The 24959-nt window shown below is 62.6% G+C and carries 23 protein-coding genes and 1 pseudogene; 9 read left to right on the forward strand and 15 right to left on the reverse strand.

From position 1 onward, the window contains the following. Positions 1-132: 132 nt before the first annotated feature. From FNU76_RS17970 to FNU76_RS17980, 3 genes are all read right to left on the reverse strand, one after another. On the reverse strand, positions 133-1158 hold the full coding sequence (locus FNU76_RS17970; RefSeq protein WP_144279467.1) for a hypothetical protein: 1026 nt from the start codon (positions 1156-1158) through the stop codon (positions 133-135). A 218-nt stretch (positions 1159-1376) separates the two neighbouring features. Next, the gene (locus tag FNU76_RS17975) at positions 1377-2669 is read right to left on the reverse strand and encodes a GGDEF domain-containing protein (protein WP_144279468.1); all 1293 of its coding nucleotides are present in this window, start codon (positions 2667-2669) and stop codon (positions 1377-1379) included. A 60-nt stretch (positions 2670-2729) separates the two neighbouring features. Further along, positions 2730-4235, reverse strand: coding sequence for a glycoside hydrolase family 13 protein (locus FNU76_RS17980; protein ID WP_144279469.1), 1506 nt, complete (start codon positions 4233-4235; stop codon positions 2730-2732). Positions 4236-4285: 50 nt separating this feature from the next. Between FNU76_RS17980 and FNU76_RS17985 the strand changes: the two genes are divergently transcribed. Continuing rightward, positions 4286-4771, forward strand: coding sequence for a YajQ family cyclic di-GMP-binding protein (locus FNU76_RS17985; RefSeq protein ID WP_144279470.1), 486 nt, complete (start codon positions 4286-4288; stop codon positions 4769-4771). A 40-nt stretch (positions 4772-4811) separates the two neighbouring features. On the opposite strand, the gene waaF is transcribed toward FNU76_RS17985, so the two are convergent. Continuing rightward, the gene (gene waaF, locus FNU76_RS17990; protein WP_223879080.1) at positions 4812-5876 is read right to left on the reverse strand and encodes a lipopolysaccharide heptosyltransferase II; all 1065 of its coding nucleotides are present in this window, start codon (positions 5874-5876) and stop codon (positions 4812-4814) included. 1 nt (position 5877) lies between these two features. After that, a complete protein-coding gene (locus tag FNU76_RS17995; protein WP_144279471.1) occupies positions 5878-6081 on the reverse strand; it encodes a zinc-finger domain-containing protein in 204 nt (67 codons plus the stop codon). Positions 6082-6251: 170 nt separating this feature from the next. On the opposite strand from FNU76_RS17995, the gene FNU76_RS18000 reads away from it, so the two are divergent. Further along, positions 6252-6650 (forward strand): MAPEG family protein, encoded by a 399-nt coding sequence (locus FNU76_RS18000; RefSeq protein ID WP_223879081.1) that lies wholly within the window; start codon positions 6252-6254, stop codon positions 6648-6650. A gap of 13 nt (positions 6651-6663) precedes the next feature. Here the strand turns inward: FNU76_RS18000 and FNU76_RS18005 are convergent, their stop codons facing one another. From FNU76_RS18005 to FNU76_RS18020, 4 genes are all read right to left on the reverse strand, one after another. Next, on the reverse strand, positions 6664-7875 hold the full coding sequence (locus tag FNU76_RS18005) for a diguanylate cyclase domain-containing protein (protein WP_179958171.1): 1212 nt from the start codon (positions 7873-7875) through the stop codon (positions 6664-6666). 99 nt (positions 7876-7974) lie between these two features. Continuing rightward, positions 7975-8457 (reverse strand): dihydrofolate reductase, encoded by a 483-nt coding sequence (locus FNU76_RS18010; protein ID WP_144279474.1) that lies wholly within the window; start codon positions 8455-8457, stop codon positions 7975-7977. Positions 8458-8554: 97 nt separating this feature from the next. Continuing rightward, positions 8555-9772 carry an aspartate aminotransferase type Ic gene (locus FNU76_RS18015; RefSeq protein ID WP_144279475.1) on the reverse strand — a complete coding sequence of 406 codons (1218 nt, stop codon included), beginning with the start codon at positions 9770-9772 and terminating at the stop codon, positions 8555-8557. Positions 9773-9868: 96 nt separating this feature from the next. Then, positions 9869-10663, reverse strand: a complete 795-nt coding sequence (locus tag FNU76_RS18020; RefSeq protein WP_144279476.1) for a thymidylate synthase — start codon at positions 10661-10663, stop codon at positions 9869-9871. On the opposite strand from FNU76_RS18020, the gene FNU76_RS18025 reads away from it, so the two are divergent. From FNU76_RS18025 to FNU76_RS25305, 5 genes and pseudogenes are all read left to right on the forward strand, one after another. Next, entirely contained in the window at positions 10662-12218 is a 1557-nt protein-coding gene (locus FNU76_RS18025) for a sensor histidine kinase (protein ID WP_144279477.1), read from the forward strand. The genes FNU76_RS18020 and FNU76_RS18025 overlap by 2 nt on opposite strands. A gap of 9 nt (positions 12219-12227) precedes the next feature. Then, the gene (locus FNU76_RS18030) at positions 12228-12986 is read left to right on the forward strand and encodes a LytR/AlgR family response regulator transcription factor (RefSeq protein WP_144279478.1); all 759 of its coding nucleotides are present in this window, start codon (positions 12228-12230) and stop codon (positions 12984-12986) included. A gap of 181 nt (positions 12987-13167) precedes the next feature. After that, positions 13168-14262: an extracellular solute-binding protein gene (locus tag FNU76_RS18035; RefSeq protein ID WP_144279479.1), complete on the forward strand. Its 1095-nt coding sequence runs from the start codon at positions 13168-13170 to the stop codon at positions 14260-14262. Between the two features lie 151 nt (positions 14263-14413). Further along, a pseudogene (locus FNU76_RS25300) lies at positions 14414-14737 on the forward strand (Rpn family recombination-promoting nuclease/putative transposase); the annotation flags it as partial. 52 nt (positions 14738-14789) lie between these two features. Beyond that, complete coding sequence (locus FNU76_RS25305) at positions 14790-15011, forward strand: Rpn/YhgA-type helix-turn-helix domain-containing protein (protein ID WP_373279703.1); 222 nt, start codon at positions 14790-14792, stop codon at positions 15009-15011. Between the two features lie 64 nt (positions 15012-15075). On the opposite strand, the gene FNU76_RS18045 is transcribed toward FNU76_RS25305, so the two are convergent. The 5 genes from FNU76_RS18045 to FNU76_RS18065 form a co-directional block, all read right to left on the reverse strand. Continuing rightward, positions 15076-15825, reverse strand: a complete 750-nt coding sequence (locus FNU76_RS18045; protein WP_144279480.1) for a substrate-binding periplasmic protein — start codon at positions 15823-15825, stop codon at positions 15076-15078. 50 nt (positions 15826-15875) lie between these two features. Continuing rightward, a complete protein-coding gene (argS, locus tag FNU76_RS18050) occupies positions 15876-17591 on the reverse strand; it encodes an arginine--tRNA ligase (RefSeq protein ID WP_144279481.1) in 1716 nt (571 codons plus the stop codon). Between the two features lie 146 nt (positions 17592-17737). Then, positions 17738-19057, reverse strand: a complete 1320-nt coding sequence (gene aroA / locus FNU76_RS18055; RefSeq protein ID WP_144279482.1) for a 3-phosphoshikimate 1-carboxyvinyltransferase — start codon at positions 19055-19057, stop codon at positions 17738-17740. A 103-nt stretch (positions 19058-19160) separates the two neighbouring features. Continuing rightward, the gene (gene mmsB / locus FNU76_RS18060; RefSeq protein WP_144279483.1) at positions 19161-20051 is read right to left on the reverse strand and encodes a 3-hydroxyisobutyrate dehydrogenase; all 891 of its coding nucleotides are present in this window, start codon (positions 20049-20051) and stop codon (positions 19161-19163) included. Positions 20052-20060: 9 nt separating this feature from the next. After that, on the reverse strand, positions 20061-21557 hold the full coding sequence (locus FNU76_RS18065; RefSeq protein ID WP_144279484.1) for a CoA-acylating methylmalonate-semialdehyde dehydrogenase: 1497 nt from the start codon (positions 21555-21557) through the stop codon (positions 20061-20063). A 394-nt stretch (positions 21558-21951) separates the two neighbouring features. Here FNU76_RS18065 and FNU76_RS18070 point away from each other — a divergent pair, with 394 nt between their 5' ends. Both FNU76_RS18070 and FNU76_RS18075 read left to right on the forward strand, forming a co-directional pair. Continuing rightward, on the forward strand, positions 21952-23016 hold the full coding sequence (locus FNU76_RS18070) for a M35 family metalloendopeptidase (RefSeq protein WP_179958172.1): 1065 nt from the start codon (positions 21952-21954) through the stop codon (positions 23014-23016). Positions 23017-23031: 15 nt separating this feature from the next. Next, complete coding sequence (locus tag FNU76_RS18075) at positions 23032-23574, forward strand: protease (protein WP_144279486.1); 543 nt, start codon at positions 23032-23034, stop codon at positions 23572-23574. Positions 23575-23604: 30 nt separating this feature from the next. Here the strand turns inward: FNU76_RS18075 and FNU76_RS18080 are convergent, their stop codons facing one another. Beyond that, on the reverse strand, positions 23605-24759 hold the full coding sequence (locus FNU76_RS18080) for a PA0049 C-terminal domain-containing protein (protein ID WP_144279487.1): 1155 nt from the start codon (positions 24757-24759) through the stop codon (positions 23605-23607). Positions 24760-24959 lie beyond the last annotated feature (200 nt).

Here is a 24959-nt window from a genome sequence, read left to right on the forward strand (position 1 = left end):
AATTGCCTGGATTGTAGGAATTGTCGCGAGCAAGCGTATGGGATTTGATGGGAAGCGCCGCGAGCGTGTGGTTTTCGTTGCGCGTAGAGAACTCAGCCCCCACCCAGGACGGGCGGGGGAGGGGGGAGGGGATTACTTGGCGCGGATGATGCTGGCCATTGCCACGCGGCTGGCCTTGACCAGGACGTCCGGACGCTGGCGTATCATGTCGGCCAGGCGGGACTTGTCCTTCAGGAAGCTTTCCACCAGCATCCAGCCGGCGTAGCGGGCCTGGGCCAATTTCTCGCCCGAGTAGGCGGCCATGGTGGCGGGGCTACCGTCTTCCAGTTTGTCCACCATCATCTTCAGATCGGCTTTCTTGTTGTCGCGGGCCTTGGCGAACTGTTCCGGGGTCAAATCCAGATAGGCTTCGGGCGACAGGCCGGGCACCGCGCTTTGTGCGGCATGGGCCAGCACGCCTTCGCCGACGGCGAATTCGACCAGGTTGCGTGGCTGCGTGCCCCATGCCGCGCTCCGCTCCAGCATGGCGCGGGCCAGGATGCGGCTCAGCGGCAGGTTGCGGACTTCGGCCGATACTTCCAGCGGCAGGTTGATATTCAGGCGCTCGCCGTCCACGGTGCTCCAGACCCGGCCGTCGAAGGTGCCGACGTAGGTGATAAAGCGCAGCGACATGGCCTGTTCGAGCTGCAGCTGGTCACCGATCTTGGTATTGATGGCAGAGGTCGAGGCCGAGATGCCGTCAAAGCCTTCCTGGATTTGCGGCAATACAGCTGCGTAGCGTGGCCAGGCGGCTTCCAGCGCCTTGCGGGTGGCGGCTTCGTCCGGCTGGCTGGTGAAATTGTAGCTCTGCTTGAACATGCGCCAGCGGCGATCGCTCTCGCTTTCGACCGGTAGGGCCGGGGTAGCGGGCGCAGCGGCCTGACTACCCTCGGCGGGTGTGGCCGGCGTGGCTGGCGGCACGGGCAGCGGCTTGTTGGCGGCTTCGTAGAATTCGACGAAGCGCGGCGACACATCGCGCACCTTGATATCGATCACCGGGGCGGCCCGCTTGGCCGGGGCAGCCGGTTTTCCCTGTTTGGCGGGTTTGGCGGACTCGGCGGCAATAGCCGTCGTGCTACCGGCGGCGGCGAACATGGCCGCCAGGATCAGATGACGCATTGGAAATCTCCACGACGAAAGAATACGGCTTGCCCGGCTGGGCTAAGTGGCCGGCATTCTACCCGCCTCGCCGGATGGATGCACCGGGCGTGGTCGATTTCTATGCTGCGGGCATTTAATTGGATACAGGACGGGCCAGGCCGGCGAGCGCGCCGCCGGGTCTTCGACGGCGCCCCCACCCACATTGGACAAGGGAAGCGTCGCGGGCGTGGCGGCACTTATCCACAGATCCGGTTGCGTCCTCCTTGCTTGGCTTCATACAACTGCGCATCCGCATGCAGGAACAATTCGTTTTCGGTCTTGAAGTCCGGATAAGCCGCCAGGCCGCCGCTGAACGAGAAGTGCCGGGTTTCTTGCTGGCTGACTTCGAAGGCGATTTCACCGAATGCCAGCCGCATCTTGTTGACGCGTTCCTGCGCGGCGGCGGGCAGGCAGTTCCACAGCAGCATCACGAACTCCTCGCCGCCGAAGCGGCTGAGCAGGTCGTGTTCCAGCATATGCGAGCCCACCACCAGCGAAAGCCGCTTGATCACGATATCGCCGAAATAGTGGCCCCAGGTATCGTTGATGGTCTTGAACTTGTCGATATCGATCACGGCCAGGGCCAGCGGTACCTCTTCGCGGCCGGCCCGGCGGATCACGTCCTGGGCGCGCTTCTTGAAGCCAATCTTGTTCAGGAGCCCGGTGGCCCGGTCCTTGCTGATCAGGTTCTTGTTCACGCGGATCTTGCCGATGCGGTTGAGCAGCTGCCAGGTCAGCACGTCGGTGTCCTTCACCAGCATCAGCTCGTCGAAGCCGCTTTCAATGGCGCGCCGTGCGAGGGTGGGGTCGGGGCGCGCCTGCAGCATGATGATTTCCATGCTGGGGTCCACCTCGATATTCTTTTTCAGCACCCGGGCAATGACTTCCGTGCGCAGGTAATGGCTATCCTCGATCACCACCACATCGGGCTGGGTTTGCTTGACCAGCAGGTGCAAGGTCTGCACATCGGGATGGTGGATGATTTCCACCTGTTGCTGCGCCAGCAAGCGGGTGTCGAAGCGGACCTGGTCCCCCAGGTAGAGCACCTGGCTGGTTTCGTCGCGCTTGCGCTGGGCAAATAGATTGAACAGCTTGTCCACCAGCACATCGTTGGCGATGGGCTTTTCCGCATAGGCCAGGCAGTTGTTGTCCACCAGCATCTTTTGCAGCAGGAAGCGGCCGCTCTGCTTCTCGGTCTGCAGGTAGACGTAATGGTGCTGTTCCGGCAGGCGCTTGAGCAGGTCGCCCAGGAACATGGTGCGGTTGTTGTCCAGCTGCATATTGTAGAGGACGTCGAGATCGACCACGAACAGGTCTTCCGGATCGGCCTGCACCGCCGTATGGACGAATTCGGCCATCTGGTCGAAGAATTGAATGTCGAAGTCGTATTTGTGCGCGCACAGCAACAGCTCGTCGCGGTTGTCCTTGATAAAGAAGGTCTGGGCCAGCAGGTAGACCTTCCGTTTATAAAGTGATTCTGTATCCGCCATACCGTGTCACCTCACTCAACCGGCCGCTGGGGCGGCTCTGAAAAACCAACGTGCGGTACCTCAAGCGCAATTGCGCGGCTTGAAGAAAGTGTAGTTCGCGTAAGGCTCATAGGCTTGGTAAATCGCTGCCGAGCCAGGCGCAATATCCAGCTGCAAGCTGCCGGCCTGCATACGGGTCTCCGGCGATATGCCCAAGGCGTCGCGCAGGGGCACGCCATCGTACCAATGTGAATAGGGCAAAAGTAGCCTGGTGCGCAAGGGCTCGTCGGCAAGGTTCACCACTACCAGGGCTGCTTCTCCAGGCTGGTCGGTATGGCGCAGGAACACCAGCGCATTGCCGGCCAGCCGATCACCCAGCACCGTCACCTCGCCATATTGCAGCGCCGGATTGGCTTGCCTGATGGCAATCAGCATCTTGAGCCAGGCGCGTTGCGTTTGGTTCCATTGGCTTTCGTCCCAGCGCATGGTGTGTCGGCAGTCCGGGTCGGCACTCCCTTCCATGCCGATTTCCTCGCCGTAGTAGATCAGCGGTACGCCAGGCATGGTGAGCTGCATCAGCATGGCCAGGCGGGCTTTTTCCGCGCTACCCAGCGTGGTGATCAGGCGTGGCGTGTCATGGCTGGACAACATATTCCATGAGCATAGCAGACCTGGCAGACCATAGGCTTGCCGTGCATCGCGCAGGGCGGCATTCATTTGGGTGGCATCGATCTCGCCCGCCAGCCAGGCCTGCGTGGCGGTGCGATACCAGTAATTCATCATGCCATGGAAGCCGCCGCCGACCTGTTCGCGCTCGGTCAGCCAACTTCCGCAGAAGCCGTTCAACTCGCCCAGCAAGCCGGCCTGCGGAAAGCGTTCGGCCACGATGCCGGCCATTTCGCGCGCCACCGCGATGCCGACATCCTGCGCCACGTCGAAGCGCCAATTGTCCACCCCTTGCGCCAGCCAATGCTGGACCAGGCTGTTCGGCTGCGCGTACAGGGCATCGCGCACGGCTGGGTTGTCCAGGTTCAGTTCCGGCATCAAGCCGTAATCCTGCCAGCACAGATAGCTGCCATCCGGACGGAAGCTGAACCAGTCGCGCTTGTCGGGGTCGCCCGCTTGCGCGGCCAGGAACCACGGATGCTGGTCCGATACATGGTTGAGCACCGCGTCCAGCGTCAGGTTCATGCCACGCGCATGCAGGGCGGCGATCAGGCGCTGCAAGGCGGCTTCACCGCCGAACATCGGGTCGATGCGGAGAAAGTCGGTCGCGTCGTACTTGTGGTTGCTCGGCGCCTGGAAGATAGGCGTGAGATAGACGCCGGTCACGCCCAGCTCGGCGAGATAGGCCAGTCGTTCGGCGATGCCGTCCAGATCGCCGCCGTAGAATTGTTGGCCCCAAGGTTGCTGCAGCGGGCTGTCGTCCCATTCGCGCTTTGCCGCGCCGGGCAGGTCGTAGGCCGGGTCGGCCAGTTTGGCCACGCTGGAGAGGCCGCCACCGATGGCGAAACGTTCCGGAAAGATCTGGTAGATGACTTGGCTGGCGGTCTTGCGGGTAAAGCTATCGAGTGCTGCGGTTTTCATGGCGGGCTCGGGTTAAAATGGCGATTGTCTTTATTGGGAGTAGTGGAATTATGCCGTCTTTCGACATCGTGTCCGAAGTGGACGAAGTGGAAGTAAAGAATGCGGTCGAACAAGCCAATCGCGAAGTCGGCAATCGTTTTGACTTCAAGGGTTCCGATGCTCGCATCGAGCAGGCCGAAAAGGTCCTGACGCTGTTCGCGGACAATGAATTCCAATTGGAACAAGCCAAGGAAATCCTGCTGGGCAAGCTGGCCAAGCGGAACGTCGATGTGCGTTGCCTGGATGAAGGCAAGCTGGAAAAAGTCAGCGGCAACAAGGTCAAGCAGACCGTCACCGTCAAGGTGGGTATCGAGACCGAGCTGGCCAAGAAGATCGTACGGGTGATCAAGGATTCCAAGATCAAGGTCCAGGCCAGCATCCAGGGCGAGGCGGTGCGGGTGAGCGGCGCCAAGCGCGACCTGCTGCAGGATACGATTGCCCTGGTGCGCAAATCCATCGAGGAATTTCCGCTGCAGTACCAGAATTTCCGCGATTGATCGGTACACCGTCATCCCGATCCACGGCGGGATGACGGCTTTACACCGGTACCACGGGAATATACGGGCTGGCTGGCGTCCCGGGCGGTTTGGTGAGGGTGCGGGCGATGGCCGCTTCCACCAGATCGCTATCCAATTTTTCCATGCAGTCGAAATGCTTGAGCGGGCAGTTGCGCTCGAAGCAGGGGCTGCATTCGAGGTCGAGCGACACAATCTCGGCCCGCTCGCTCAGCGGCGGCGTGAATTCCGGGCTGGATGAGCCATACAGCGCCACCACCGGCCTTTGCAGCGCGGCCGCCACATGCATCAGGCCGGAATCGTTGGTCACCACCAGGTGGGCCAGCGAGAGGAGGTCGATGGCCTGTGCCAGCGAGGTGCGGCCGGCCAGATCGACCAGCTCCACGCCCGCCATGCGGGCAATCGCATCGGTTTCGGGCTTGTCCTTGGCGGAACCGAACAACCATACCGCGTAACCCTGCGACACCAGCCTGCGTGCCAATTCGGCGAAGTGCCTGGCCGGCCAGCGCTTGGCCGGACCATATTCCGCGCCGGGACAGAAGGCGACGATGGGGCGGTCCGCACTCAAGCCCAGCTCGCGCAAGGCGGTCTGCTGCGCGCCGACCTGGATGGTGAGGCGCGGCGCCGGCAGGGGGCGAGGCAGTGGCTTGCCGGGGCCTTCGGCCAGCGCGGCAAAGCGTTCCACCATCTGCGGCAGGGCTTTGGGATAAAGCGTGCGGGCATCGTTCAGCAGGCCGAAGCGCGATTCCCCGACAAAACCGGTACGTAGCGGAATGCGGGCAAACCAGGGCACCAGGGCCGACTTGAACGAGTTGGGCAGCACGATGGCTTGCTCGAACTGGCCGCGCAGGCTGCGGCCCAGCCGCCAGCGCTGGCCCATTTTCAAGGCGCCGTGGCCGAAGGGGTTGCGCAGGGTGGCATCCACTTCCGGCATGCGCTCGAGCAGGGGCAGGGTCCAGTCAGGCGCCATGACGCTTAGATGGACATGCGGCCGATAGGCTTTCAGGCGCTGGTAGAGCGGCTGCGCCATCACGCTGTCGCCCACCCAGGCGGGCGCCACGATCAGGATGCGGTAGGGCGTCGTCAATTCAGTGGCCGTGGCCGGCAGGGCCGCCCTTCAAGACATACTTGGTGCCGCAGTAGGGGCAAAGCGCCTCGCCGGTATTGCCGACCGGGATCACCACGCGCGGATGGGCGTTCCATTTGAGCATGTCGGGCATGGGGCAATACAGCGGCAAATCGCTGGCCTCGACTTCGATCTGGTTGCGGGTATTGTCTTTGAGCTGTGTCATGGTCCGGATCCTGTGCGCGACTGCAGATGCAGTAAAAACGACATTTTAGCGGTTTCGGGCGTCGGGCTCCACGCAGATGCGGCGTCGCTGGGCTAACATCGTTCGCAATGACCGGGCGTCCCCTCCCGGGCGTATCTATGTACTTCCCGTTCCTATCCCTGGAGTTGCCCGTGACCATTGCCTACAGCTGCCTTTTGATCGTCGTACTGTTGCCTTATCTTTGGGTTGCCTTTGCCAAGGCGGGCCGGCGCGCGGACGGTACCCGCATACGCTACAACAATCATGCGCCGCGCAAGCAACAGGCCAGCCTGGAAGGCATGTACGCCCGGGCGGTCTGGGCGCAGGACAATGCCTTCGAAGCCACGCCCAGCTTTGCCGCTGCCGTGCTGGTGGCGATCCACGCCGGGGTGGCGGCCGATATGGTCAATGGCCTGGCCGTGGCGTTCGTGGTATTGCGGGTCTTGCACGGCGTGCTTTATCTCGGCGACAAGCCGGCGCTGCGGTCCCTGAGCTGGGTGCTGGGCATGGCGGTGGTGGTAGGGCTGTTCGTGATGGCCATCACCAAATAGCGTCTTGCCCACATCAATCTTCGACCTGATAGCTGGCGTGCCGGTGCTTGCCGGCGGCCTTGGCCTGGTACATGGCGCTGTCGGCATGGCGGCGCAGATCGGCCAAGGTCTCGCCATGCTCGGGACAGAGGGCGATGCCGATACTGGCGTGGATAACGACCTGCTCGCCTTCCAGGGTCACCGGCTCGGCCAGCGCCAGCAACATCTTGTCCGCCACCTGGATGGCGTCCTGGCTCCGGTTCAGATTGGCCAGCAAGACCATGAATTCGTCGCCGCCCTGGCGCGAAACTGTGTCGGTGGCCCGCACGCAGTCCAGTAGCCGCTTGGCGATCAGGCGCAGCAGCTCGTCGCCGGCGTCGTGGCCCAGGCTGTCGTTGATGCGTTTGAAATCGTCCAGATCGACAAACAGCAGCGCGAGCTGTTGCCCGGTCCGAGCCCGTTGCTTGAGTGCCTGCTCGACATGTTCGACGAACAGAAACCGGTTCGGTAGCGCGGTCAGGGTGTCGTAGAAAGCCAGGTAAAGCACCCGTTCTTCATTCAGCTTGCGTGCGGTGATATCGCTGACCAGGGCAAAGATGGAGGTCAGCCGGCCGTCCTGGTCGGAGATGGCCGACACGCTGAGCTCCACGGTGATGCGCTCGCCATTGGCCCGGCGCATGCCCAGTTCCAGCTTGCGATTGGGTGCGCCGCTCCAGTGATCGCGCTGGGCCTGCAGCTGGGCCATGCTGTCCTCGGTCACCACTTCCTCGGGCCGCATGCGCAGCAGGGCGTCGCGTGGATAAAGCAGCAACTCGCACAGGGCCGGATTGACATCCAGCAACTCGCCGCTGCGGGCATCGAACAGGGCATAGCCTTCGTTGGCGGTTTCCAGGACGCGGCGGTGGCGTAGCTCGCTCTCGCGCAGGGCATCTTCGTTCACCCGCCGCTCGTGGATATCGGTCAGGTTGACGATCAGCAGGGCGCGTCCGTCCCGTTCCAGCAATCTTGCCGCCAGCAGTACCCAGATTCGATGCCCGCCGGCCAGCCGCAGGCGCGCTTCGAACTGGCGGATAAAGCCGTTGTTGCGGGCGATCAGCAGAAATTGCCTGGCCAGGCTGGGATTGTCGAACAGATCGCGCAGCGCCGGGGTTTGCTCGGGCAAACCCAGCGTATCGCGTGCCAGCTGATTGAGCGCGACGATGGCGCCGCTGCTGGCCTCCACGGTCAGCATGGGCTGGGGAGACAAGCGGCACATCTCCGCGAGCAGGGCGAGTTCGGCGGTGTCTATATCGGGGCTCCGCGACGGATGCGGCCGGCCTGGCGGACCGGCCTGGGCGGCCCCGCGCTATGCCGGCTGGTTTCTTTCGTAGACGACGAAACTATAGGCGAAATCGTCGCCCTGGTGCGAATCGCGCTGCAATTCCTTGAACTGGGCGTAGGGAACGTCGGGGAAAAAAGCATCCCCGCTGAAGTCGGCGTCGATTTCCGTCAAATACAGGCGGTCGGCCATCGGCAAGGCTTCGCGATACAGGGTGGCGCCGCCGATCAGGAATACTTCTTCCTCGGTGCCGGCTGCCGCCAGGGCGGCCGCGATCGAATGGACCACCGTGACACCCTCGGCCCGCCAGTCAGGATTGCGGCTGACGACGATATTGTGGCGATTGGGCAATGGCCGGCCGATGGATTCATAGGTCTTGCGGCCCATGATGATGGCGTGGCCGCTGGTGGTTTTGCGGAAGTACTTCAGATCTTCGGGCAAGTGCCAGGGCAGGCTGTTATCGATGCCGATGGTGTGGTTGCGCGCGAGTGCGGCGATAAGGGAAAGCATGGAATATCCCGAAACCCGGTGCGGGTGCTGAAAAGCATTGATCTTGATACTCGACGCGAACAGGCCGGCGCGAGGCGCCGACCTGTTCGCGACTTGATTACTCTGCCGCGGCTAACAGCAGGGCCAGGGCAATCCCCTTGGCCGCCGACGTAATGTCCTGCTGCGACGGGAAGCTTGGAGCGATGCGGATATGGCGGTCCAGCGGGTCCTTGCCATAGGGGAAGGAGGCGCCGGCCGGCGTCAGCGTGATACCGGCTTCCTTGGCCAGGGCCACGGTCCGCTTGGCCTTGCCGGGCGGGGTCAGCAGATCGATAAAGTAGCCGCCCTGCGGCCGGGTCCAGCTGACGCCTTCGACATTGCCCAGCAGATGGCCGAACTGTTCGTGCACCGCATCGAACTTGGGCTTGAGCAGCAGGCGATGGCGTTCCATCAGCGCTTCCACGCCAGCCTTGTCGCGCAGGAAGCGTACATGGCGCAGCTGGTTGACCTTGTCGGGACCGATGCTGCGTACCGAGGCATGGCGCTGCCACCAGGCGATATTGGCCGGCGAGGCGGCCAGCGCGGCCATGCCGGCGCCGGCATGGGTAACCTTGGAAGTGGAGGCGAAGATGATGGCGCGGTCCGGATTGCCGGCTTCGGCACAGGCGTCCAATACATTGGCGATTTCGACCGCACGGGCTTCCAGGTGGTGGAAGTGATAGGCGTCGTCCCACATCAGGCGGAAATCCGGCGCGGCGGTCTGCATGGCGGCCAGGCGGCGCACCACCTCGTCCGAGTACACCACGCCGCCCGGATTGCTGTACTTGGGCACGCACCACATGCCCTTGATGCCGGCATCGCCGGCCACCAGCGATTCCACCAGGTCCATATCCGGACCGGCGTCGGTCATCGGCACATTGATCATCTTGATGCCCAGCGCTTCGCAGATGGCGAAGTGGCGGTCGTAACCGGGTACCGGGCAGAGGAAGCTGATCGCGCCCTGCTCGCGCCAGGACGGCTGGCCGGCCGTGCCATGCAGCAAGGCGAAGGCGATCACGTCATGCATCAGCGACAGGCTGGCGTTGCTGTCCACCACCACTTGCGCGGCGGGCACGTCCAACAGGGCGCCGAACAGCGCGCGTGCTTCCGGCAGGCCCACGGCGCCGCCGTAATTGCGGGTATCGGTACCGTCCTGCGCCTTGAAGTCGCCCAGCTCGGCCAGCAGGCCGGCGGACAGATCGAGTTGTTCGGGCGCAGGCTTGCCGCGCGACATGTCGAGCTTGAGGCCCAACTCCTTGAATGCCTGGTATTGGGCTGCGACTTCTGCCTGATTCATTGCCATGGTCCTAGTTGCGGGGGTGGGTTCGCGCGAACGCGTGGGAGGGAGCGATTTTACCGGGAATGGCGGATCGGGTGGAGTTGAACGCCCGTGCTATACCGCCACATCGCCCTTGATCGCCGGATGCGATTCATAGCCTTCCAGGCTGAAATCCTCGAAGCGGAAGCCGAAGATATCCTTGACCGCCGGGTTCAGCTTCATGGTGGGTAGCGCCAGCGGCTGGCGCGACAACTGCAGCTGCACCTGTTCCATATGATTGGTGTAGATATGGCAGTCGCCGCCGGTCCAGACGAAATCGCCCGGCTCCAGGCCGCAGACCTGCGCCACCATCATGACCAGCAGGGCATAGGAGGCGATATTGAACGGTACGCCCAGGAACAGGTCGGCAGAGCGCTGGTAGAGCTGGCAGCTGAGCCGGCCGTCGGCGACATAGAACTGGAAGAAGGCATGGCAAGGGGGGAGGGCCATCTGCTCGATCTCGCCCACATTCCAGGCCGAGACGATCAGCCGACGCGAATCGGGGGTGGTGCGGATCTGCTGGACCACTTGGGCGATCTGGTCGATATGGCGGCCGTCCGCCGTCGGCCAGCTGCGCCATTGCACGCCGTAGACCGGGCCGAGGTTGCCTTCGGCATCGGCCCATTCGTCCCATATCCGCACGCCGTTTTCCTTCAGGTAGGCGATATTGCTATCGCCCTTCAGGAACCACAGCAGCTCATGGATGATGGACTTGAGATGCACCTTCTTGGTGGTGACCAGCGGAAACCCCTGGCGCAGGTCGAAGCGCATCTGGTGACCGAAAACGGAGCGGGTACCGGTACCGGTGCGGTCGGTCTTGGTGCTGCCATGGTCCAGGACATGCTGGAGCAGATCGAGATAAGTACGCATGGAAAAGTGCCTGGAAAAGTTGTCGCATCTTACCATCGCACTGGTGCCGGCCAGGGCTGACTTGATCGCTTTTCCCGCCATTTCGTCGCAGGTTTCCCGCCACGGACTCGCCTCGATTATGCTGCCCACGTCTATCCAACCCAAGCAGGAGGCCATTGTGGCCATGTCGGACCGGCTCGCCGCCGCGCAGGACCAATTATTGCCGACCGAGGTGTCGGCCGAGACCGGTTTCTGGTTTGGGCGTGCCCGCAACTATCCCATCTTCAGCCCCACCTGGTTCCGCTATCGCGGCCTGGCCCTGCTTTACCTGGTTGCCATCGCCTCGGCACTGGCCCTGCTGGCGGGGTGGGTCAGCGATTCCCTGTCGGCCAAAGTGGTGGCCAGCTCCATTGCCGGCGCGCTGCAGTTGATCTGCCTGTATTGCCTGGGGCCCTGGCTGGCGGTCAAGGTGCGCACGCTGCGCTGGCCGCCCCGGCAGGAATTATTCGGCTTGTGCCTGGTTCTCTTGCTGGGGCTGGTGGCCAGCTTTGGTTTGGATGCGGGTGCGACCAGGCTGATCGAGCTGGAGTATCCAGAAAAGCCGGACACGGTCTTCAGCGCAACCTTCAATGCCGGTCCGCGTAACGGGGCGGATCATGCCGCCCGCAGGCGGGTAAAGCCGGAACCGTCGGACGAGGACCTCAGCGCGAGTTTCAATAGCCATGCCGCCGACGTGCAGGCGGAGCAATCCGACGAGGACGCGGCCGAGGTCGAGCAGACCGATGCCGAGAAGCGCCTGGCTTTCTGGCTGGAACAAACAATCACCCTGCTGGTGGTGACCTGGTTGGCCGGCGGCTTCGATCTGCTCGCCTTTCTGCGCCAACGCCGAAAATTGGAGCAATCGGTACGCGAACGAGAGTTGGCCGAAGCCAGGGCGGCCCGCAACGAGGCCGAATTGCGGTTGTCGGTTTTGGCGGCACAGGTCGAACCGCATTTCCTGTTCAATACCCTGGCGGGGGTGCGCTCTGCCATCGGCTCCGACCCCGTGCGCGCTACCGCGATCGTCGATCACCTGGTGGACTACCTACGCGCCACCATTCCGCAGATCCGCCGCGACGGCGGGAGTTCGCAAGCCCGCCTGGCGGCCCAGCTGGACGCCGCCCGCGCCTATCTGGCCTTGATGCGGGCCCGGATTCCCCGTTTGGACTATACCGTGGAGGTCCAGCCGGACCTGGGCGAGGTATCGGTGCCGCCATTGATGCTGATATCGCTGGTGGAAAACGCGGTCAAGCACGGCGTCGAACCCAAGATCGGTCCTGTCCGCATCGAGCTGCGCGCTTATCGGGAGGACGGCGACGACGGCGCGGCCATCGTTTTGAGCGTCGCGGACAACGGCGTGGGATTCGGTGGGGCGACCTCGGGCAGCGGCATCGGCTTGCGCAATATCCGTGAGCGGCTGGCCGCGCAATATGGCGATCGGGCAGCGCTGACCTTGCAGGCAGGCCCGGCCGGTGGTGTGATAGCTACCATCCGATTACCGCTCGCCGAGTCGAACCCAACCGAATTGCCTGGATAAGCCCCCTTTATGCCTACCGCCATCATTGCCGACGACGAAGACCTGCCGCGTAGCGAACTGCGCCGTATGCTGGCCGAGCTTTGGCCGGCGCTCGATATCCTGGCCGAATGCGAGCACGGTGCCGACGCGCTGGAAGCCATCCAGCAACGCCGGCCGGATATCGCCTTCCTGGATATCCGCATGCCCGGCATCAGCGGGCTCGATGTGGCGCATGCGGTCAATGGGCGATGCCATGCGGTCTTTACCACCGCTTATGAAAACCACGCGCTGGAAGCGTTCGAGGCGGGTGCGATCGACTATCTGCTCAAGCCTATCGCCCGCGAGCGCCTGCAGCAGGCCGTGGCGCGCTTGCAGGAACGGCTTGACGCAGCCAAGCCGGCCCCTGACCTGACTGGACTGATGGCTGAACTGGACCGGCGCCTGCGTCCGCTGGAAGCGGCCAAACGTATCACCTGGATCAGCGCCAGCGTGGGCGACGTGATCAAGCTCTTCCCGGTCGACGATATCCTGTTCTTCGAATCGGACGAGAAATACACCCGCGTGGTGAGCCGCGATGATGAAGCCCATGTGCGCAAACCCTTGCGCGAATTGCTGGAAGGATTGGATCCCGAGCGGTTCTGGCAGATCCATCGCGGCGTGGTGGTCAGGGCCGATGCGATTGCGCGGGCCCGGCGCGACGAGATGGGCCGGATTACCGTGGAAATCCGCGGCCGCGACGACAAGCTGAAGGTCAGCCAAGCCTATGCCTGGCGGTTCCGTACCATGTAAGGCGCGACAGGGCGCTGCCCGCGCGCCACAGCCGCGTGCGCCGCTATCGGCAAAGGTTCCCTATCGCGGCGGCACATGATGTAATACGGCCGACTGAAATCCGCCCCGGCCGAGCTGGGGCGCCGTGTTGGCGGCCCACTACGCCGCTGCCCCGCAGACCTTTGATATTGGAGTATTTCCTATGGCTCAAATCCACTTTATGCCCGGGCTGATCGGCGTGTTACTGGCCACCTCCGCAGTGGCGCAAGCCGCCGGCACGGTGAATATCTATAACTGGAACGACTACATCGCCAAGGACACCGCCGCCAATTTCGAGAAATCGGCCGGCGTGAAGGTCAAATACGATGTGTATGACAGCAACGAAACGCTGCAGGCCAAGTTGCTGACCGGCAAATCCGGTTACGACGTGGTGCATCCTTCCGCCGACTTCGCCGCCAAGCAGATTCAGGCCGGCGTGTACCTGCCGTTGGACAAGAGCAAGCTGGCCAACCTGGCCAACCTGAATCCGGAATTCCTGAAGAAGGTGGAAGCCATCGATCCGGGCAATAAATTCGTCGTGCCGTATATGTGGGGCACCATTGCCTTCGGCATCAACACCGAGAAGGTGAAAAAGGCGCTGGGCACCGAGCCGCTGCCGGCCGATATGTGGCAATTGGTATTCGATCCGAAATACACCAGCAAGCTCAAGGGCTGCGGTATTTCCTTTATTGCGCAGCCGAAGTACCTGTTCAATATGGTCAATATCTATCACGGCAAGCCGGCGAACGACTTCTCCAAGGCCAATGTCGATGCCGGTCTGGCGACCCTGAAGGCGGTCCGCAAGGATGTGCGCGTATTCAACGATTCGCCGATCGACCTGCTGGCCAATGGTGACGTCTGCGTGGCCATGGGCTACAACGGCGACGTCTATATCGCCAAGGACCGCGCCGCCGAAGCCAAGAAGCCGCAACCCATCGAGTACATCGTGCCGGCCAAGGGCACCATGTTGTGGGTGGACGTGATGGCAATCCCGAAAGACAGCAAGAACGCCGACAACGCCTATAAGTGGATCAACAATATCCTCGATCCCAAGGTAGTGGCGGCGATCTCCAATACGGTCAACTATGCCAATCCAAACAGCAAGGCGACCGCGTTGGTGAACAAGAAGCTGACCGGCGACGCCAAGATCTACCCGGCCGACGCGGTGCTGCAGACCCTGCAAACTGCAGCGGCTTTGGATCAGCCCACGACCATGGCGCTGACCAAGGCGTTCAATCAGTTCAAGACCGCACGCTAATAGCAAGCTCCCACGAAGTGCCTTTTTAGGCGCTTCGTGCTTTCAAGCTTTTGGCATGGGTGGGGTTCAGGCTTTTGCCTGATTGGCGGGCGAAGGGGCTAAACGTTTAATGCCTTGATTAGCGCTTCGCCGCTTCCCACACACTGCCGCCATGAGTACCTCGACCCCGCATGATGCGCTGTTCAAGAATTTTTTAACCAATCCGGATACGGCGCGAGATTTCCTGAAGGTGCATTTGCCGCCCGCGCAGCGCGACCGGTGTGATTTGAGCACGCTGCGATTGGAATCCAGCTCGTTTATCGAGCCGGATTTGTGTGCTTACTACTCGGATATTCTCTATTCGGTCGAAACCTCTGGCCAGGATGGGTATGTCTACGTGCTGATCGAGCACCAATCGACCGCGGATAGACACATGGCGTTCCGGCTGATGCGTTATTGCATTGCCGCCATGCACAACCATCTGAAACAAGGCAACGATTGCCTTGAAAGCCTTGGCGCATGGTGCGCCCCAGCATGGAGAGTTTGTGATGATGACTATTGCTGAAATGCTTGAACAGCGCGGTGAGAAGCGAGCCTGGGAGCTTGCTGAGCAGCGTATTCTGGAACGCGAACAGCGCGGTCTGGAACGCGGTCTGGAATGTGGTAGGCAAAAGCTGATGCAAGTCGCTCGCGACATGTTGGAGACAGGCATGGAAAAAGCCACTGTTATGAAGATAACTGGGCTTGACGAGTCTGATCTCAAGGAATAAGGCCGTGGCCGCCCGGCGAGAGCTGTAAGGCGCGTAATTGCCCGCAAGCGCAGGGGAGGGCGAGTTACATCCCGTACTGTGCGAGTATTTTCTGATAGCGCCCATCCGCCCGCATCCGCCTGAGCGCGGCGGCGAAGCGTTCCGCCATGGCGGGGCCTTGGCCTTGGCGGGAGAAGGCCAGGTAGGAGGCGGTTTCGCCAAAGGTCGGCGGCAGCAATTGCGTGCTATCCGCGTAGCCCATTTCCTTGGCGCTGCTATTGATCTCCACCACGCCGCCGACGATCACGTCGACCCGATGATTGTGCAGCGCGCGCAGCAAGGCTTCATAGCCGCCGTCCTGGGCGAACTTGTTCAAGGCGGGCGCCTGGGTGAATTCGGCCGGATAGGCGTAGGCCCGGGCGATACCGATACGATAGGGCTGCAAGGACGCGAATTTGCCGTTCCAGCTCGGTCCGCTCTCGCCGCGCAGGCGGAAAACACCGAAGCGCATGCTGGACAAGATATTGGCGTCATCGAACAACAGAAAGGCTTCGCGTTCCGGGGTCTTGGCGGCAAAGCTGACCGCCTGCGCCAAGCCGCGCTTGGTCATTTCCAGCGCGCGTGCCCAGGCCACGCTGCGTATATTGACGGACAGCCTGGCTTCGCGGGCAACGGCTTGGACCAGTTCGATATGGGCGCCGGTCAGTTGGCCGTCCACGGTCATCTCGTAGGGCGGGTAATTCCCTTCGCCGCGCACTATCAGCAACTCGTCCGCCGCCCAGGCAGTCGGCAACAGCAGAAGCAAGAAGAGCCAGGCGCCGGAGAGGGCTTGCATGGGAGGCCTTATCGAGAAAAAGCCGGCGCATGCCGGCTTTTTACCAGGTACTACATGGTTTCTAGCACCTTGATGCCCAGCAAGTCCAGGCCGGTCGCCATGACCTTGCCGGTCAGGCGGCACAGCTTCAGGCGAGACACATTCACCTGGCCATCCTGCAGCACCGGACAAGCCTCGTAGAAGCGCGAGAAAGCAGTGGCCACGCTGTAGAGATAAGCGCACAGGAAATGCGGCTGGCTATCGCGCGCGACCTGATGCACCACATCGCCGAAGCGGGCCAGTTCCAGCGCCAGGCTATGTTCGTTGGCTTCGTTCAATTGGATCGGGGTGGTTTCGTTCCAATCCGTCACCTTGCGGAAGATGCCTTGCGTCCGTGTGTAGGCATATTGCATATAGGGCGCGGTATTGCCTTCGAAGGACAACATCGCGTCCCAGTCGAAGATGTAGTCGGTACCCCGGTTCTTGGACAGGTCGGCATATTTGAGGGCGCCGATGCCAACCGTGGCGGCAATGGCGCGCCGGCTGGCTTCATCCAGTTCCGGATTCTTGTCGCTGACCAGCTTGAATGCGCGCTCTTCCGCCTCGTCCAGCAGGTCGCCCAGCTTGACCGTGTCGCCCGAACGGGTTTTCAGCGGCTTGCCGTCCGCGCCCATGATGGTGCCGTGGGCGATATGTTCCAACTGCATGCCGGCCGGGGCGAAGCCGGCGCGGCGTGCCACGGTGAACAGTTGCTGGAAATGCAGGGCCTGGCGGGCGTCCACCACATACAGGCAACGATCCAGCTTGAGTTCGCCGGCACGGAAGCGGATGGCGCCCAGGTCCGTGGTGGCGTACAGATAGCCGCCACCCTGTTTCTGTACGATAAAGGCGGCCGGGTCGCCCTCCTTGTTGCGGAATTCTTCCAGGAACACCACCTGCGCACCGTCGCTTTCGCTCAGCAGGCCCTGCGCGCGCAATGCTTCCACCAGCACCGGCAGATCGTCGTTGTAGAAGCTTTCACCGCGAACGTCGGCGTCGGTCAGCAACAGGCCGAGCTTTTGGTAGATGGCATTGCAATGGGTCATGGAGACGCTGACGAATTGCTTCCACAGCGCCAGCACTTCGGGGTCGCCGCCTTGCAGCTTGACCACATATTCGCGGGCGGTATCGGCAAAAGCCGGGTCCTCGTCGAAGCGGACCTTGGACTTCTTGTAGAAGCTATCGAGGTCGCCCAATTCCAGTGCGGCATTGCCGGTCTTGCTGGATTCCACCATATAGGCCACCAGCATGCCGAACTGGGTACCCCAGTCGCCCACGTGGTTCTGCCGGATCACATCCTGGCCGACAAAAGCCTGGATGCGGGCCAGGGCGTCGCCGATAATGCCGCCGCGCAGATGGCCGATATGCATTTCCTTGGCCAGGTTGACCGAGGAGTATTCGACCATCACGGTCTGGCGGGGCAATTGCGGCACACCCAGGTGCGCGTCTTGCAGTGCCGTTTCGACCCGCTCGGCGAGAAAGGCGTCGGCCAGCTTGATATTGATAAAACCGGGGCCGGCGATCTCCAGCGAGGCGGCGATACCTTGCAAGGCCACCGCGTCAATGACCTGCTGCGCCAATTCGCGCGGATTGCGCTTGAGCGCCTTGGCCGCACCCATGACCCCGTTCATCTGGTAATCACCGAATTCCGGGCGGCCGGCCGCCTGTACCAGGGGCTGGGCATCGGCGGCGCCGACCTGGGCCAGGGCGGCGGCAAAGCGTTCATTGAGCAGGGGGAGTAGCGACATATTCTTGGATTCCTGAAATGACAAGCCCCTCACGCGAGGGGTGGTCGAGCTGCATAGGGCCCGATTTTACGGTGCCGGCCGTTGTGGCGGCAAATCGCCACGTACGCTGGATGACTTTCCTCGGCGAGCGTGGCGTGCGAGATCGGTCAACGGGATACGGTGGCCAGTTCGGCAAAGTAGTCGGGGAAAGTCTTGGCCACGCATTGCGGGTCCATGATGCGGATCGGGGTGCCGCCTACCGCTACCAGCGAGAAGCACATGGCCATGCGGTGGTCGTCATAGGTATCGATAACCGCATTGGGGGTCAGCGTGGCCGGTGGGGTAATGCGCAGGTAGTCGGCGCCTTCCTCCACGGTGGCGCCGACCTTGCGCAGCTCGGTGGCCATGGCGGCCAGGCGGTCGGTTTCCTTGACGCGCCAGCTGGCCACGTTGCGGATGGTGGTGGTGCCGTCGGCGAACAGCGCCAATACGGCGATGGTCATGGCGGCGTCCGGAATATGGTTCAAATCGGCATCGATGGCCTTCAGCTTGCCGCCGCGCGCGGCAACCGGACCGCTGGATTCGATCCAGTCCTCGCCCAGCGCGATCAGGGCGCCCATCTGCGCCAAGGTATCGGCGAACTTCACATCACCCTGGATGGAGTCGCTGCCGACGCCCTCGACCCGCACCGGTCCGCCACCTAAGGCGCCGGCGGCCAGGAAATACGAGGCCGAACTGGCGTCGCCTTCGACATGGATCACGCCCGGGCTATGGTAGCCCTGGCCGGCCGGCAGATGGAATTCGTTCCAGCCGCGCTTCTCCACGTGCAAGCCGAAACGGCGCATCAGGTTGAGGGTGATTTCGATATAGGGCTTGGAGATCAGTTCGCCCTCGACCGAGATCAGGCCGTCCTCGCCGCTGAGCGGCAGGGCCATCAGCAGGGCGGTAAGGAACTGGCTGGAGACATCGCCGCGTACGCGGGTACGCAGGCCGGGGTGTTCGTTGCGCTGGTTCTGCCAGGGGTGGATCGCCAGTGGCGGAAAACCGGGCTGGCCCAGGTAGTCGATCTGCGCGCCCAGGCTCCGCAAGGCATCGACCAGGTCGCCGATAGGCCGTTCGTGCATGCGCGGCACGCCGCTCAAGCGGAATTCGCCGTCCATCAGGGCCAGTGCCGCGGTAAGGGGGCGAAAGGCGGTGCCGGCATTGCCCAGGAACAGCTCGGCTTGCTTGACCGGCAAACGGCCAGCGCATCCCTCGACCAGATAGTCGCGCTCGTTCAGCTGGCGCCATTGCACGCCCAGCGCGCCGAGGGCTTCCAGCATGCGGCGGGTGTCGTCGGAATCGAGCAGTCCGCGCACCTCGGTGTCGCCCTCGCTGAGCGCCGCCAGCAGCAGCGTGCGGTTGGAGATGCTCTTGGAACCGGGAAGGCGCACGGTACCGGCGGTGGCGCCGCAGGGTGCGAGATCGAGGTGGGCTAGTGTGGTCATAGAGGGGCGGCCGGTCCGGTGTTGCGGTGCAATAAGGGACTTGCGAGTGTAGCCGGGCCGGCCGAGACAGGGAAGCTGACGTGTACGGTAGTCGCCGCCAGCCTCACTTCTTATGGCTAATCAGCTGCTGAATACTGGAGAAATCCAGCTTCCCCGCGCCTTGGCTACTGTGCAATGCATAAAGGTTGCGCGCGAGGCTGCCCAGCGGGGTGCTGGCCTTGCTGGCCAGGGCGGCTTCCATGGCCAGGCCCAGATCCTTCAGCATCAGGTCCACGCCGAAGCCGCCTTCGTACTGCCGGCTGGCCGGGACATTTTCCATGACCCCGGGCCAGGGGTTGTACTTCTCCAGGCTCCAGTTGCCACCGGAACTGACCCGCATGATGTCGGACAGCACCGCCGGGTCGAGGCCATTTGCCACCCCCAGGCCCAAGGCTTCGGCGGTGCCGGCCATATGGACCGCCAGCAGCATATTGTTGCAGATCTTGGCGACCTGCCCGGCGCCGGCCGCGCCCGCATGGAACAGGTTCTTGCCCATTTTTTCCAGCACCGGCCGAGCGCGCTCCAGGTGGCCGGATTCGCCGCCGACGATAAAGGTCAGGGTGCCGGCCGCCGCGCCGGCCGTGCCGCCGGAGACCGGCGCATCCAGCATGGCGATGCCTCGCGCGCAGGCGGCGGCATGCACGCGGCGGGCTGCTTCGGGCGAAATGGTCGAGCATTCCAGGATCAAGGCGTTGGGATCGATGCTGTAGATCAGGCGGCCTTCGTCCAGGTACAGCGATTCCACATGCTGGCTGGCGGGCAGCATGCTGATGACGATATCGGCGCCGGTGACCGCGTGTACCGCGCTGGGCGCCGCCGTGGCGCCCAGCGCAACGGCGGCTTCCAGGGCCGCCGGCGTCAGGTCGAATACGCTGAGACGATGGCCGGCCTTGAGCAGGTTGGCGGCCATGGGGCCACCCATATGGCCCAGGCCGATAAAGGCGATATGCGACATGGCGGCTCCTTAACGTAGGGCGATGGTGGTGTTGACGGCGCCGGCGACGGCTTCATCGTCGAACCAGCGCGCCGTGACCGTCTTGGTCTGGGTGTAGAAACGGACCACTTCCTTGCCGTAGGGCCCCAGGTCGCCCAATTTGGAAGCGCGCGAGCCGGTAAAGCTGAAAAAGGGTACCGGGACGGGAATGGGCACATTGATGCCGACCTGGCCTACATCGATATCGTGCTGGAAGGTGCGCGCGGCGGCGCCGCTTTGGGTGAACAGGGCGGTGCCGTTGCCATAGGGGTTGGCATTGACGAAGGCGATGGCCTCGGCCAGCGTGTCCACTTCCACCAGGCATAGCACCGGGCCGAATACCTCCTCGCGGTAGATGTGCATGGCGGGTTTGACGCCGGAGAATATGGTCGGGCCGACGAAATTGCCCTGCGGGTAGCCGGCCACCTGTGGCTTGCGGCCATCCAGCTCCAGCTTCGCGCCTTCTTCCACGCCTTGGCCGATCAGCTGTTCCACCCGGGCCAGCGCCTGGCCATTGATCAGGGGTCCGATGTCGGTGCCCGGTTCGTGGCCGGCATTGAGTTTGAGCGTCTTGGCCTTGGCGACGATATCGGCCGTCCATTCCCGCGCCTGGCCCACCAGCACCGCCACCGAAATCGCCATGCAACGCTGGCCGGCCGCGCCGAAGGCGGCGCCCACCAGGGCATTGAGCGACTGTTCCTTGTTGGCATCGGGCAGGAAGACGCCATGGTTCTTGGCGCCCAGCATGGCTTGCACGCGCTTGCCATTCTCGCTGCCGCGCCGGTACACATGGGTGCCGACCCCGACCGAGCCGACAAAGGAAATCGCCTTGATATCGGGGTGGTCGCAAATGGCATTGACCGCTTCCGCGCCGCCATGCACCACGTTCAGCACGCCCGGCGGCAGGCCGGCGCGCTGTGCCAGCTCGGCCAGGATCATCGGCGTCATGGGGTCCTGCTCGCTGGGCTTGAGCACAAAGGTATTACCGGTGACGCAGGCCATGGGAAACATCCACAAGGGAATCATGGCCGGGAAATTGAACGGGGTGATGCCGGCACAGACCCCAAGCGGCTGGCGGATGGCATAGGTATCGACGCCGCCGGCAACGTTTTCGGCAAATTCACCCATCTGCAGGCTACCGACCGAGCAGGCGTGCTCGACCACTTCCAGGCCACGGAACACATCGCCCCTGGCATCGGCCAGGGTCTTGCCCTGTTCATGGGTCAGGGTGCTGGCCAGCATTTCCATATGCTCGCGTATCAGCGCCTGCAAGCGCATGAACACCCGGCTGCGCTCGGCGATGGAAGTGGCGCGCCAGGCCGGGAAGGCCGCCTTGGCGGCGGCAACCGCCTGGTCGATCTCGGCGGCCGGGCACATGGGCACCCGGGCCAACACTTCCTGGGTGGCCGGATTGCGTACTTCACGCCATTCGGACGCGGCCGATTCGACAAACTTGCCGGCTATCAACAGTTTTACGGTTGCGGTCATGTCTCGCTCCAATTTTTTATGTGTGCATGACGATGGAAGGACTACGGCGCCGACTTTGTAGCGTGTCATTGACGTTAACGTCAATCGATATTGCTGGGGGTTTTTCTGGTCAGTCAAATAGCAGGCAAAAACTATCAAAATCTGTACGAATAGCTGCTGTGGTAATTGGTAGTGTTTTGTCGTGTTTTGCCAACGATATCCGCCCCGTGATCTGCATTAAGTTGAATTGGGGTTTTCCCTAGCTGTAAAACGGTCATCTTGTCGTGCGTAGCAGGCTCGGCAAAGCAAGCGGCTGTCATAAGCGGCCAATCTAACAAAAAGGGATTTAGGAGCAACTATGCAATATCGCTGGATTGTTTCACTGGCTGCTGCTTCGGCAGTAGCAGCACCCGTTTTGGTTCAAGCGTCCGACCTGCGCGTCGACGTGGCTGCCGTCCGCAGCTCGGCCCTGGCCAATCAGGATGTCGAAGTCAACCTGCGCTATACCAACGCAGGGAAGCAGACTTTGCATGTGCTGAAGTGGTTCGTGCCTGGCAAGGAACTGCAGGAAGCCATGTTCGACGTCCGCCGCGATGGCAAGCCGGTCGAGTATCTGGGTCCGCAGGTCAAGCGCCGCGCCCCGATCGCCGAAGATATGATTGCCGTGCTGCCGGGCCAGACCGTTTCCGCCAAGGTCAAGCTGTCGTCGGTTTATGACATGTCGCAAAGCGGCAACTACAGCATCCGCTACAAGGCCGACAGCGCCCGCGTGCTGAAGCGCTCGCCCCTGCTGGGTCGCGCCGAGCTGGCCAAGGCCGGTGCCGAAAGCGTGGAGTCGGTCGAGTCGGAAGAGCTGGCCTCCAACGATATCGCCCTGTGGGTGGAAGGCCGTAGCAGCCCGCTGCTGCGCCAAGCCGAGGAAGGCCGCAAGCTGTCGGCCCTGATGGACCGGGTGACCGCTTCCAGCGTGACCTATGCCAGCAACTGTTCGGTGACCCGTCGTACCCAGATCAGCAGCGGTGTCAGCGCCGCCAGCAGCTATGCCAACAACTCGACCAGCTACCTGAACGGCACGCCTTCCGGCACCACGCGCTACACCACCTGGTTCGGCCGCTTTTCCAGTGCTAACTGGAACACCGCCAAGGCGCAGTTCACCAAGATCAAGGATGCGCTGGACAACAAGCCGCTGGTGTTCGACTGCTCCTGTACCGACTCCGGTGTCTACGCTTATGTGTACCCGAATCAGCCTTACAAGATCTATCTGTGCGGCGCTTACTGGGCCGCGGCGAACACCGGTACCGATTCGCGCGGCGGCACGATCGTGCATGAGCTGTCGCACTTCAACGTGGTGGCCGGAACGGATGACCATGTCTACGGCCAAAGCGGTGCCAAGGCGCTGGCTCGCAGCAATCCGACCCGGGCATTGAACAATGCCGATAACCACGAATACTTTGCGGAAAACACCCCATATCAACCTTGATGGGTCGATAAAGCAATGAATCTGTCCTCATTCGCCCGGCCGCTTTTCGCGGCCGGTTTTTTCTGTGTCACGCTGACGGTGTTTTCCGCCAATCAGCCCGCCAAGCCCAACGCCATGCTTGCCTGCCAATTGCTCGCCCCCCCGCCGCTGCCGTCCGGCCATGCGGTCATGCTGGGTTTTCGGCTGCGAAACACCGGTAAGGACACGGTCTGGGTATTGGACTGGAATACGCCGCTGGAAGGGCTGCGCAATCGCTTTCTACGTATCCGTGGTCCGGCGGGCGAACTGGATTACGAGGGGCCGATGTTTAAACGCGGCCAGCCGCAGTTGCAACAATATCGCCGCATCGATGCCGGCCAGGCCATCGAGGCCGAAATAGAATTGACCCTGGCCTACGATTTCAGTCGCCCCGGCAAATACCGGGTCGAATTCACCGGCCATCTGCACGATATGCTCAAGGCGCCGGCCCAGCCGCCGCGCGGGCAGGCGGCGCTGGTGCCGCAGGGTTTGTCCTGCCCTGCGGTTGAGATTACCGTGTTACCTGCGGTGACAGGCTGATTCGAGCCACGGATCGAATGAGGTCATGCCTCAGTTGCCGTTCTTCCAGGCGGCGACCAGCATGGCGCGGATCTGCGCCGTGATGGCACGCAGCTTGTTCGGGTCATAGCTGGAGATGGCGGGGGTGTGGATATGGCCGACCGGTAGGCTGCCCAAACCCAGCTCGTCGCGCAGGCGAACGGCGCGATAGGAGATTTCGTTGCTTAGATAGCCGCCGCCGCTACCTTCCACCGCGGTTTTGCCATTGAGTGCGGCCAGGCTATCGGCGGAGAAGCGGGTGTTGGGTGCAAAGCGGACCCAGCGATTGTCATGCACCGCGAAGGGTGACTGCACTTGCAGCATGGCGGCCGCCGGCAGGGAGAACTCGACAAACTCCGCGCCGTTGATCGGCTGGCCGTTCAATTGTCCCGGCACCGGATTTTCGTAGTTGCCGCCGCTGCTCGCATTCAGATTGTCCGACCAGTTGTCCGAGCGGCGCCGGCCGGGGAAGCGTTCCAGGTCGAAATCGCTGCGGCCCATGCTGACCGTCACCACCATATCGACATTCCGCCCGTTCATCCACGGGCGTAGCCAGTTTTCCAGCATCCCGGCATCGAAGTCGGCGAAGCGTACCGGGAATATGGCGGTCTCGATGCGCACGCGCTGACCGCCCACCTCGAACTGCTCGCCATCGAGCATCAGGGCCGCGACGCCGGAGGGGTTGCTCTGGTCCAGCCGCCGCTCCAAGCCAAAGGGATCGAAACCGGTCAGCAGTATCCGCTTCGTTTCCCGGCTCGTCGAAAAGTTGACATCGTCCATGCCGCGGCTGGCTTTTTCCAATGCCGCCAACGCGGCTGCCCGCTCCGCCGGTGAAACGGCAAAACCCGCCGCTTCGTCGCGCACCGTACGGGCTATGGCCAGGCGCCCCCAATACAAGGCACGGTCATCCGGATCCTGCTGCTTACGTAGATTGGCCTTGGCGCCAAACCACAAGCTCGACCCATAATCGGCCGCCAGCTTCTGGGTTTCGGCTGCATTCGCGCACTTCGACCAATCCTGGGCAAAGTTGCTGGCCATGCCGGCGAACTCCTGCACCGTCGCCGGCATGGCCTTGGCGGCGCGGCCAAGTCTGTCCTCCTCGGGCGTGGCCGCGTGGGCGAGGGTGTGCACGGCGAGTAGCGACAGCAGGGGAAAGGCAAGGCGCATGACTGGCTCCAGGGTTGAGTACGACAGAATACCCAAATTCTGACTCTTCTCGCCAAGCCCTGCGCTCGTCGCCGAACAGAAATTATCGATTTTCAACAACTGGGTTAGTTTGCCGCTCCGCTTGTTTTGGCACGATGGCAAAAGCAGCGGGGCGTAACAATTGGCGTGCAATTGCACCGCCCGGCAGCAGCACCTAAGAT

The sequence above is a fragment of the Chitinimonas arctica genome (genome assembly GCF_007431345.1).
Lineage (GTDB): Bacteria > Pseudomonadota > Gammaproteobacteria > Burkholderiales > Chitinimonadaceae > Chitinimonas > Chitinimonas arctica.